Annotated in this window: 8 protein-coding genes; 7 read left to right on the top strand and 1 reads right to left on the bottom strand. The window is 36.2% G+C overall.

All coding sequences use genetic code 11. From position 1 onward, the window contains the following. The first annotated feature begins 187 nt into the window (after window positions 1-187). The 7 genes from aspA to GJV77_RS10170 all read left to right on the top strand — a co-directional run bounded on the left by aspA (window position 188) and on the right by GJV77_RS10170 (window position 12,093). Window positions 188-1,597 (top strand): aspartate ammonia-lyase, encoded by a 1,410-nt coding sequence (gene aspA, locus GJV77_RS10200; RefSeq protein WP_155036254.1) that lies wholly within the window; start codon window positions 188-190, stop codon window positions 1,595-1,597. 13 nt (window positions 1,598-1,610) lie between these two features. Further along, complete coding sequence (locus GJV77_RS10195; RefSeq protein WP_155036253.1) at window positions 1,611-2,681, top strand: type II asparaginase; 1,071 nt, start codon at window positions 1,611-1,613, stop codon at window positions 2,679-2,681. 166 nt (window positions 2,682-2,847) lie between these two features. Further along, window positions 2,848-4,194, top strand: a complete 1,347-nt coding sequence (locus GJV77_RS10190) for an anaerobic C4-dicarboxylate transporter family protein (protein WP_155036252.1) — start codon at window positions 2,848-2,850, stop codon at window positions 4,192-4,194. A gap of 23 nt (window positions 4,195-4,217) precedes the next feature. Beyond that, window positions 4,218-5,399 carry a porin gene (locus GJV77_RS10185; protein ID WP_155036251.1) on the top strand — a complete coding sequence of 394 codons (1,182 nt, stop codon included), beginning with the start codon at window positions 4,218-4,220 and terminating at the stop codon, window positions 5,397-5,399. 271 nt (window positions 5,400-5,670) lie between these two features. Then, a complete protein-coding gene (locus GJV77_RS10180; RefSeq protein WP_240142852.1) occupies window positions 5,671-6,141 on the top strand; it encodes a DinB family protein in 471 nt (156 codons plus the stop codon). 1,175 nt (window positions 6,142-7,316) lie between these two features. Then, complete coding sequence (locus tag GJV77_RS10175; protein ID WP_155036250.1) at window positions 7,317-10,541, top strand: SusC/RagA family TonB-linked outer membrane protein; 3,225 nt, start codon at window positions 7,317-7,319, stop codon at window positions 10,539-10,541. Window positions 10,542-10,554: 13 nt separating this feature from the next. Continuing rightward, a complete protein-coding gene (locus tag GJV77_RS10170) occupies window positions 10,555-12,093 on the top strand; it encodes a RagB/SusD family nutrient uptake outer membrane protein (protein WP_155036249.1) in 1,539 nt (512 codons plus the stop codon). 18 nt (window positions 12,094-12,111) lie between these two features. On the opposite strand, the gene GJV77_RS14725 is transcribed toward GJV77_RS10170, so the two are convergent. Then, window positions 12,112-12,379, bottom strand: a 268-nt coding sequence (locus GJV77_RS14725) for a hypothetical protein (protein WP_205012527.1), incomplete at its 5' end; no start/stop codon positions are given.

Below are 12,379 nucleotides of genomic sequence, written 5' to 3'. Positions count from 1 at the left end.
TCTTATTAAGTAATATTCTTTATATTTGAATTATCAAAAAAGAAATGGAATTGTTTTTGTAGATAAGTAATCGAAAATCAATAGAAAGTTACAGGGGCTAAAAGCAAAAGTCAATTGGCAAGTGTACAAAAAGAGTTCTGTTTGTTTTTTTTCAATTTTTAATAAATAATTTCTAAAATAGTATAAAATGAAAGATACTAGAAGAGAACATGATTTCTTAGGAGAGTTAGATATTCCTAATGACAAATATTATGGGGTACAAACCTATAGAGCTATTGAAAATTTTAACATTACTGGAATTACTTTAGTAAATGAAAAAGACCTAATTAAATCATTAGGTTGGGTAAAAAAAGCTGCAGCTTTAGCTAATAAAGACTGTGGAGTATTAAAACCAGAGATTGCAGATGCTATATGCTTCGCTTGTGATGAAGTTATCGCTGGTAAATACGATGATCAATTCGTGAGTGACTTGATCCAAGGAGGAGCAGGAACTTCGGTAAATATGAATGCCAATGAAGTAATTGCTAATATCGCTTTAGAACACTTAGGACACAAAAAAGGTGAATACCAATTTGTCCATCCAAATAATCACGTTAACTGTTCTCAGTCAACAAATGATGCTTATCCTACAGCATTCCGTTTAGCTTTATACTTAAAATTAGAGTCTTTCTGTCAGACAATGCAAAAAGTAAACAAAGCGTTTGCTGCTAAAGCACTCGAGTTTGACCAAGTGCTTAAAATGGGACGTACACAACTTCAAGATGCCGTTCCGATGACACTAGGACAAGAGTTCCACGCTTTTGCTACTACAGTGAATGAAGACTACGATAGACTAAAAGAAGCTCAAAAGTTAATTCTAGAGGTAAATATGGGAGCTACTGCTATCGGTACGAAAGTAAATGCACCTGAGGGATACCCTGAGTTATGTGTAGACTACTTAGCAAAAGAAACTAATCTACCTTTAACTTTATCTCCTGATTTAATCGAGGCTACAAGTGATACAGGAGCGTATGTACAAATCATGAGTACACTGAAACGCGCTGCTGTGAAGATCTCTAAAATATGTAATGATTTACGCTTATTGAGCTCTGGACCTCGTACAGGAATTAACGAGATTAACCTTCCTGCTCGTCAGCCTGGTTCTTCTATTATGCCTGGTAAGGTAAACCCTGTAATTCCTGAGGTTGTTAACCAGACTTGTTTCTACGTTATTGGTCAAGACCTTACTGTGACAATGGCTGCTGAGGCTGGACAGTTACAGTTAAACGTTATGGAACCAGTTATCGGATTTGCTTTGTTTACTTCATTGGAATACCTTAAAAATGCTTTGGAAACTTTAGTTGATAAATGTATTATTGGTATTACAGCAAACAAAGAGCACTGTGCAAACTTAGTAATGGGTAGTATCGGAATCGTTACTCAGTTAAACCCAATCCTTGGATACGAAGTATGTGCTAGTGTAGCAGGAGAAGCGTTGTTATCTGGTAAAAACATTCACGAGATTGTGGTTGTTCAGCGCAAATTAATCACACAAGAAAAATGGGATGAAATCTATTCTTTAGAAAACTTGATCCATCCAAAATTAATAAACTCTTAATATTCTTTACAAGATGAAAAAGGTATTAGCAATCGTATTTGGAGTAATGTTTACTTTCCAAATGCAAGCAGAAAAACAAAAAGCGTATTCAGACAAAGGTGAAAAACCAAGAGTAATCATCCTAGCTACAGGAGGTACTATTGCAGGGTCTGGGGAATCTTCTACAAAAGCTGCTTATACAGCTGGTAAAGTGCCTGTTGATGATTTATTAAATGCTGTTCCTCAAATCCATGATTTGGCAGATATCAAAGGTGAGCAAATCGCTCAGATTGGTAGCCAAGATATGAATATCGACACATGGTTAAAATTGAGCCAACGCATCAACGAAATCTTTGACAACAATGAGGCTGAAGGTGTAGTTGTTACTCACGGTACGGATACTCAAGAAGAAACTGCTTATTTCTTAGAGTTAACTGTTAATTCTGACAAACCTGTAGTACTTGTAGGTGCTATGCGTCCTTCGACTGCGATGAGTCAAGATGGAAATAGAAACTTATTAGATGCTGTGATGGTTGCGGCTTCACCTAATAGCCAAGGGATTGGTCCTGTAATTGCAATGAATGAATCTGTATTCGCTGCAAGAGATGTGACTAAAACTATCACTACAAATATAGCTACTTTCCAATCTAGAAATTTTGGACCTATCGGTTTAATCTATGACGGTAAAGTAAGCTATTACTACAAATCACTGCGTTCTTCTGAGGCGAAATTCAATGTGAAAGGGCTTAAGAAATTACCTCAAGTAGAGATTATCTACGGATATGCTGATGCTAGCGCGATTACTGTAAAAGCTCTTCGCGAGGCAAAAGTAAAAGGGATTGTTTACGCTGGTATGGGTAATGGTAACTTCAATGCTCAAGTAGGTGCTGAATTAGAGGCTGCTGCAAAAAGTGGTATCGCTGTATGTAGATCTGCTAGAGCAGGTGGTGGACGTGTTACTTTGTTCAATGAGGTAGATGATAAAGCACTAGGTTTTGTAGTTGCTGATGACTTAAACCCACAAAAAGCGCGTATTTTATTGATGCTTGCATTAACTAGAACAGCTGATGCTAACGCAATTCAAGATATTTTCTTCAAATACTAACAAACACTAAAGGGGTACTTTATAAACGTTGTCTTCTTTGTAAGCATCAAAAGTAAAGTATATAAGATTCTTTAAAATAATGAAAAAAGGAGCACAAATGCGTGAATTTTATTCGTGCAGGCTCCTTTTTTTATTCCCTTATAAGGTGTGATTAAACTGATACATTATGTTGTTAATACAGTTTATAATATTGATAGCCATGATTTTAATTGGCTCTCAAATGAAAGGAATTGGTCTAGGTGTGATGGGGATGGTTGGACTTATCATCTTTGTTTTCTTCTTTAATATGCGCCCAGGCGATCCACCGATAGATGTGATGCTTGTTATTATGGCTATTGTGACTACGGCTGCGACTTTGCAAGCCTGTGGAGGACTAGACTACTTAGTGCATTTGGCAGAAAAAGTGATTCGTTCAAATCCTTCTAAAATCGTATTCATTGCGCCATTTACAGTGTATTTTTTCTGTTTATTCGCAGGTACTGCCCACCTTTTATATTCGTTATTACCTATTATCTCTGAGGTAGCTGCCAAAAAGCGTATCCGTCCAGAGCGTCCACTAAGTGTGTCGGTTATTGCCTCTCACTTGGCCATTACAGGTAGTCCGATGAGTGCTGCTACTGCTGCTTTTGCAGGTGCAGGTATCCTAGGGTATCCAGGAGCGCTAATCGACATTATGAAAGTCTGTATTCCTGCTTGTTTGATCGGAATATTGATTTCGTGTTTGGTGGTGCTTAAAAAAGGTAAAGAGCTTAATGAAGATCCAATCTTCTTAGAAAAAATGAAAGACCCTGCTTTTGCAGCGAGTTTAGACTCTGGTGATGAAGGTCAGCAAAAACAAATTAGCAAAGGGGCTAAACTATCTGTTATCATTTTTTCAATAGCTGTATTGATGATTGTTGTAGCAGGAGCATTTCCTAGTTTATTGCCTACATTCGAAGCGGGTTCAGCTAGCTTAATTATGAAAGCCAATGGAGAACTTCAGATGGTAGCTGTAATTTGTATGGTTACACTAACAGCTTCAGCTGCGATGCTTTTACTTACCAAAACAAGTGCAGTAAAAGTAACACAGGTAAGCTTGTTTAGTTCGATGGCTACTGCTGTTGTTTCTGTCTTCGGTGTGGTTTGGATGAGTGCTACTTTTATGAGTCACAATAAAGTGGAAATTCAAGGCTTCTTACAAGAAGTAGTAACACTTTACCCGTGGACATTCGCCATCGCCGTGTTCATCTTAGGAGCACTGATGTTTAGTCAAGCGGCTACTACCAAAACAATGATGCCATTAGGTATGGCACTAGGATTGTCAAATCCAGCACTGATTGCAATTTTCCCTGCTGTGAATTCTGACTTTGTATTACCAGGTTATCCAACTCTTTTGGCTGCAATCAACTTTGACCGTACCGGAAGTACTAAGATTGGAAAGTTTGTGGTCAACCACAGTTTTATGGTACCAGGAATTGTAGCCATTGTGGTAGCGATAGCTGCCGGCTTCTTGATTGGTTCCTTTGTAATGTAATAGTGAATAAAAAAAATCATAACATGAAAAAATTATTATTAATCATGGCTATTATGGGGCAAGCTGCTATGTTTGGCCAGGCCTTAGAGAAGCAATCGAGTAATGATACTATCGCTAAGCCGATTATCCCAACAGAAAGACAAAATCTATTAAAGAACGTTGATGTGATCTTTAATATGCGTTTTGGATTAGACAATCAGTTTACCGATGGAAATCACATGAATTCGGCGTTTAATAATAACCAAGGTCGTCTAGAAATTAAAGGTAAAATCCACGACAAAGTGTACTTTAGATTTAGAGACCGCTATACTAAAAGTAAAGAACCAGCCGATAGAGATCATATTGCACGTTCTACTGACTTAGCTTTCATTGGTGTAGATGTTACGCCAAATACTCAAATCATGCTTGGTAAGATGAGCGCTGATTGGGGAGGGTATGAATTTGACCTTAACCCAATTGATATCGTAGAGTACAATGATATCTTGGAGTATGCGGACAACTTTCTTACTGGGGTAGCTGTTAATCAAAAATTAAACGCTAATCACTCTTTAGGATTTCAAGTATTAAATGCGCGTAACAGTAATTTTAATTCGATCTATGGAGCATCTATTCCTGCTGGAGTTGAAGAGTCTAAGACAGCTATGGCTTATGTGACTAACTGGAGAGGTAGTTTTTTTGGTGGTAAATTCGAGACTATTTATAGTTACAGCTACTTCCAAGAAGCTAAAAACAAAGGAATGAACTACTATTCATTAGGTCATAAATACCAAGATGACAAACTGAAAATCATGTATGACTTCAAATATTCGAATGAAGGAATTGATAGAAAAGGTTTGGTGACAGGTATGTTGAGTGATCAGTTAAATGGTGAAGCGGCACAAGATACTTCTTATATGGAGCATTGGGTACGTATGGAGTATATGCCTACACCTAAGTGGAACTTGATGTTGAGCGTGATGACTAGTGATGCTTATGGTAAAAACGTAACGGGTCCGGATAGTGGTACAAATCACATGCGTACGGCTTATGGATTTATTCCTGAAGTACAATACATTCCATTCAAAGACTTGAATGTGCGTTTCTTTGTTACTTACGTAGGACGTTACTACAACTACTCAGATTATGCTAAAAATACAATAGGTCTAGAAAACTACAATACAGGAAGACTTTCTGTAGGTTTTGTAGCTCCATTATTAATTTTATAGGCTAATATGCAAATTGTAATATATTGAGTTTTAAAACGGCTATTTCGCTTTTGTGAAATAGCCGTTTTTATTTAAATATCCTATAGTAGTGCTGGTGTTCTGCTTTGATTTTGAGGGACTTCTTATGGAGTGAAAACTATTAATATTGTATCTTCGTTAAACTGAAACTTAGAGTAGAGGTTGAAGTTGCTTGACTTTAAAAGGTATTGTTGAAAATAGAATCACTTTCTATGTATACCAAATGCGATTAGTATAAATTAAAAAAAGTAATATGATGAATTCAAGGGATTTGATTATTTTGAATTTGGAAGAGATCCGAAGAAGAAGTATAATGTTATGGGAAGCTCTTCCTGCACAATATTATTTTTGGAAGCCAGACCCTGAGGCTATGACTGCTATCGAAATGGTTAGGCATGTGTTAGAGGCGGACTATGGTTGGACTAAAATCATCACAGGTGAAGATATGTCCAATTATCAAACTCCATGGGAGGGAAGACCGTTTGAGTCTATTGCAGATGAATTGGTTTTTGCTCAGCCTTATCGACAACTTTTTTTGGAGGCGATACAGCAGTTCTCATCAGATGATTTATTAAATAAACAGATAATTCACCCAGGTAATAATCTTTTAAAGCCATTGGGACAGTATTTATTGCGCATTGGTTATCACGAATCGGTACATGCAGGACAGTTTACGGCTTATCTTCGAGCGATGAATGTGGATCGTCCGATGATATGGGACTGATTCTTTTGTAGAGAAACTGCTTTTTTGTTTAATAGGTGAATTTGTTGTAGTAATTAGCCATATAATCTTTGTTTATGCGAATAAAATAGATGTATTTATTTGACAAATGACTAATTGCTGGTGTGGTAGATTTTTTAAAAGTGTATTATTCAAAGAAAAAATGAATTCTGTTGAATTATAAAAAACACCATAAGTATGGTTAATGATACGACAGAAAGATTGTTGTATGTTTAGTCGCTCCATTATTTGTTTTATAGGTTAATATGTCAATTGTAATATATTGAGTTTTAAAACGGCTATTTTGCTTTTTATCATTCTCTTGTATGGGTGTTTTCTTGACCTATACGTGTAGCGTACTGCACCTATAGCAGAAACTTGGTAAGAAATACCATTGTTTTGGGTACTCTATTAGTCTAAAAGAACTGGAATTATCAAGGCGCTTAAGTTTATTGCTGCTTTTTGATGGCTTCCTTTTTAGTGTCTATTTCTGTCATGTAGTATATATTGTTTTGTTGGGTATCATTTGTTCGTTTTTTTGCTGGAAAGTGAAGCATAGTTTGTATTGCGATTGTAGTGAATAGACAGATTTATATTCTACTTGTTCTTTAGGAGGATCTCGAAGAGATAGACAAATGGATAAGAATAAGGCTAGGTAAAGTGTTACTATAATTGAGATAAGGCTTAGTATGATTAGCTTCTAGTCTTTTTTTTGAAACTAATTACCGTATAATAAAAAAGGATAACTTATATAAAAATGACGGATTGAAGTTATATTATTCAAAGATTTTGTAATGAGAAACAGCGATAGAAAAGTAAGTTTTTTAAGAGGAAATACAATACTCGTAATTGTTGATTTTTTAGTATAGGTTTTTCTTATTAGGCTTTATAATGATTTTAATCGCTAATAAATACTTTCAATAATTGAATATTAACATAGAGTTAATGTTTGTTTTTTGCTTTTTGTTATTTTAAAATGTATAAAATTACACCTCTACTTAGTTAAAGTTTTAATAAAAGCACTGTTTTAATGTGGGTTAATTTGTGTTTTAGTTTATAAAATTAACATGTAATTTTATTTTATGTAATTTTTGTGTCTTTTCAGTTATAATAGGTTTGTAATATTGCTTGAAATTATGCTATATTGCCAAAGTTAAAATTAACTAAATATAAACCTTATGAAAACAAAAAATTACTTTACTGCGATGTTGTTTCTGATATCAAGTATAGTAGTTGCACAAGACAAGAAGATGATCAACGGAGTAATCGTCGATCAAGATGGTCTTCCATTAATCGGTGCAACTGTCTTAATACAAGGTACAGATAAAGGAGTAGGAGCGGATGAGAATGGTGCTTTCTCCCTACAGGTGACAGAAGGACAGACTTTAGCGGTGTCTTATGTATTCTATCAATCACAGCAAATAAAAATAGGAAAAGATAATACGTATCGCATTGTTATGAAGACAGACGATCAAGTATTAGATGATATTGTAGTAGTAGCATATGGTACTACTTCAAAAGAAGCTGTGACTGGTGCCGTAGCAATGGTTAAGCCAGATGAAATAGCAAAAAGACCAGCGACCAATGCTTTAGGAGCATTAGAAGGAGCTGCAGCAGGTATCCGTGTAAATAATACTTCTGGACAACCAGGTGCTGAGCCAACTATCCGTATTCGTGGATTCTCTTCTTTAACTAGTGGTGGTAACGATCCATTAATCGTAGTTGACGGAGTGCCATTTGGAGGAAATATTTCTGATTTGAACCCAAATGATATCGAGAGTATGTCTGTGTTAAAAGATGCGTCTTCTTCTACTTTATATGGTAATAGAGCATCGAATGGGGTAGTGTTGATCACAACTAAGAAAGCATCAAAAGGAGCGGGGTTCTTTAATGTAAATATTAAACAAGGGTTGTATAACCGTGGAATTAAAGAATATGATCGCCTAGGAGCTAATGATTTTATGAATGTAATGTGGAAAGGTTACCGCAATTCATTGGTTACAGACGGTAAAACATTAGATCAAGCTAATCAATTAGCGAATACTACGCTTATTTCGAATGTTTTAGGATTGAATATCTATAATCAACCAGATGATCAATTATTTGAAAATGGTCAATTAAGACAAGATGCTTCAATTTTAGGAGGATATGCTGGTGACTTAGATTGGTATGATCCAATCGAGCGTACAGGGTACTACCAAGATTTAAATATGAGTGGTCGTGTGGCTAATGATAAAGGAGGGGCATACTTCTCGACTGGATTTTTAAACAATGAAGGTTATTTTAAAAAATCGGATTTCAAGCGTTTTACAGCGCGTATCAACGCAGATTACCAAGTAAGAGAATGGTTAAAAGTAGGAGGAAATATTAATGCTTCTCACCAAGAGTCAAATGGTCTTTCAGCTTCAGCTGGTGATTCAGGACTTTATGTGAATCCATTTATGTACTCACGTACAATAGCTCCTATTTACCCAGTGCATAAACACGATGCAGCTACAGGAGAGTTTGTATTAGATGAGTTTGGAAATAGAATCTATGATTCAGGAGATGACTCAAGAAAGCAGTACGAAGGAAGACACGTGATTTGGGAAAATGAGTTAAACTCGTCTAAATCATATAGAACAACTGTGGCAGGGCAGTTCTTCGCAGAGTTTAAATTTTTAAACGACTTTACTTTCAAAGTATTGGGTGATTTAAGTTTGAGAAACTCAGAAAATAGAACATATGACAACGCAATTATCGGTGATGGTGCTGGTAACAATGGACGTTCAAGAAGAAATAATTACAGATATAAAACCTATACTGCTCAACAGTTATTAACGTATAACAAAGCATTTGGAGATCACAGTATTGAGGTATTATTAGGTCATGAGAATTACCACACTGAGTACAATTATTTGTATGCAATGAAAGGGAATGAGAATTTCGCTGGACAAGATCACTTGATTAATTTCAACGATATGACTAACTTATACGATTATATCAACGTATATAGAACAGAGGGTTATTTATCAAGAGCTAACTACTCTTACAAAAACAAATACTTCGCTGATGCATCATTCAGAAGAGATGCTTCTTCTAAGTTTCACCCAGATAATAGATGGGGTAACTTCTGGTCTGTTGGAGGTAGCTGGATTATCACAAATGAAGATTTCTTTGATGTAAAAGCAGTTGACTATTTAAAACTTAGAGCTTCTTATGGTGAAGTAGGTAATGATGGTGCGGCAGATTACTACGCATTCCAAGACTTGTATTCGATTTTGAAAAATGGTGGAAACGCTGCACTTTACAAATCACAAATTGGAAATAAAGACTTACAGTGGGAGACGTCGTCTTCATTCAACATCGGTCTTGATGCTCGTTTGTTTAAAAGAGCAAATGTAACTGTAGAGTATTTTGATAAACGTTCTCAAAACTTATTGTTTGAGTTGAAAATGCCATTGTCAATGGGATCTGTGTCAACAGGAGAATCTTCACCATTTGTGTTGAGTAACGTGGGAAGTATTTCGAATAATGGTTTAGAATTATCTTTTGATGTAGATGTAATCAAGACTGAAGATTGGAAATGGAATATCGGAGCAAATGCAACTTGGTTGAAAAACAAGATTGTTACTCTTCCAGCAGAGAATAGAGAAAACGGTATTATTTCAGGATTATACAAACGCGTAGAGGGAAGAAGTATTTATGACTTCTGGTTATACCAATATGCAGGGGTAGATCAATTAACAGGAGATGCGCTTTACTTAGTAGATGATCAGGCTTACAATGTGAATGGTTCTGCACCAGGTAAAGATGCTGTGCCGGATGAGTACTTAGTTCAAATAGGAGATAAGTACTACTCAAAACATACAACTTATGCTAAACGCGATTGGTCAGGTAACGCTCTTCCAACGGTAGATGGTAGTTTCTCTACAACATTAACGTATAAAAACTTCTCTTTAAACGGGTTGTTTACTTACGGAATCGGAGGAAAAACATATGACTACGCTTACGCTAGTTTAATGTCTGTTAGTGCTAAACCAGGAGCTATCCACAGTGATGTTTTAGGAGCATGGGATGGAACGCCATCGGGTATGACAGCAGATTCGGCTAATCGTTTAGATCCAAATGGAATTCCTGTTGTAGATTATACTAGAGATGATTTGGCATCAGCTACTTCAAGCAGATTCTTACAAGACGGTGATTACTTAGTGATTAAAAACGTATCGATTAACTATGATTTTCCAAAGGATTTCTTGAAAAAAGTTAACATTAGTAAAATGAGCTTAAACCTAGGGGTAGAGAATTTATACACGTTCTCTAAACTACAAGGTATGAACCCACAACAATCGTTTGGAGGGATTAATAGAAACGGATATGTTACACCAAGAACATTTATCTTAGGATTAAATGTTGGATTCTAAAATTAGGAATATTATGAAAATGAAATATATAAAATATTGTTTATTAGCCGCATCTATTTCACTAGGCTCTTGTAGTAGTGAATATTTAGATACTTTACCGACTAATGAAACATCGCCAGATACAGCGTTTGGATCAACAGCGAATGTGAAAATGGCAATCAATGGTATTGCTAAGATTATGACTACTCAGCATTTATCATCGCAAGGATTTAATGGAGAGGGGACTATTAAGATGTATTACGGAGAATATCCAGGAGCAAATTTCCGAGTGGATTTAGCAGGTTGGGCTGTGATTATCAATGGGCAGTACTATGAAAACATTAATTCAATCTATAACTATTACCCTTGGCATTACTACTATATGATTATCTCAAATGCCAATGAAATTGTAGCGAGAATTGATGGTGTAGATGGGCCAGTGACTGAGAAGCAATACTTAAAGGCACAAGCTTTATCATATAGAGCGTATGCTTATACAATGTTAGTACAGTTATATGGTTACTCGTGGGATAAATCACAAAATGGTGAGTTTAAAGCTTTACCATTGCGTTTGACACCTGATCAAGATAAGGATCTACCTCTTTCGTCAATGAAAGATGTATATGCGACAATCTATGATGACTTAGATGAGGCAATTAACTTGTTTACCCAAGCAAACTACACAAGAAAAGCAAACTATGAAATTGATGCAAGTGTAGCTCATGCAATTTATGCACGTGCAGCATTGAATAAACAAGATTATCCAAAAGCACAAGCTGAGGCGGCAATGGCTAGAGCAGCTTATCCTTTAATGAGTGTTGCTGATTATAAAAAAGGATTCTCTAATCCAACAGGAGAGTGGATCTGGAGTAGTTATGGAGCTTCTGATGAGCAATTGTACTATTACTCTTACTTTGCTTATATTGGGTATAATTCTAACGCTTCTGCGGTTCGTAACTATCCAAAGCGTATTAGTAAAGAGTTTTTTGAGACCATTCCTAATACTGATATTCGCAAAGGATTGTTCTTAGATCCAACAGGATATGATGCAAGTACCTATAATGCAACTACTGGGGTAGCTAAAAATGGATCGCCTATGGATCAGTATGTTAGAGATAATTATGAGTTCCAATCAAATGCGAAAGTAGCTGCATATATGCAGTTAAAAATTAAAAACAATGACAATCCTGGAGTTGGAAACATGAACCATTTCAGATCTTCTGAGATGGTGCTAATCGAAGCAGAAGCTAAATTACACACAGAAGGTCCAGCAGCGGCAAAAGCAATGTTAGCAGAGTTAAATAAGGATAGAGATCCAAACTACGATGCTAATGCAGTAGCTGATGCGAAAGTATTTGACGAGATTGTGAAATACAGAGGATTAGAATTATGGGGAGAAGGTTTTGACTGGTTTGACCACAAGCGTTGGAATAAAGCAATTGTGAGAAAGTCAGTGGAAGAAGGAGGAAACTACAACGTTTCTCTAGCAAAAACTATTGAACCAACACAAGGAAACAATTGGACATGGAAGACTCCTTCGAAAGAAAGTGACTTCAACGATGCTCTAGAATAGTTAGTTAATACTATAGTGTTATAGTTCAGAAAAAGGGATACCAGTACCAGGTATCCCTTTTCTGTTGTGTGCCCAGCATGGGCAATAACTATAGGGTGTAAGTCCCGAACACGCCTTTACAGTGGGAAGTGTTAGCCAACAGCAAGGGTGTCCATCGTGAGGTGGAATCTGAAGGAAGCTTACGGCAAAACCTTGACCTGACCAACAGAAACCATATATAAGGCTCAAAGTATCGGATAAGGTTGCAACACAAACTGAAGTCCAAAACTGTACGGAGGCATCATAG

This window comes from Myroides pelagicus (assembly GCF_009711055.1).
Classification (GTDB): domain Bacteria; phylum Bacteroidota; class Bacteroidia; order Flavobacteriales; family Flavobacteriaceae; genus Flavobacterium; species Flavobacterium pelagicum.
Note: the sequence above shows the minus strand (reverse complement) of the source record. Positions and strands in the feature narration are given on the sequence as shown.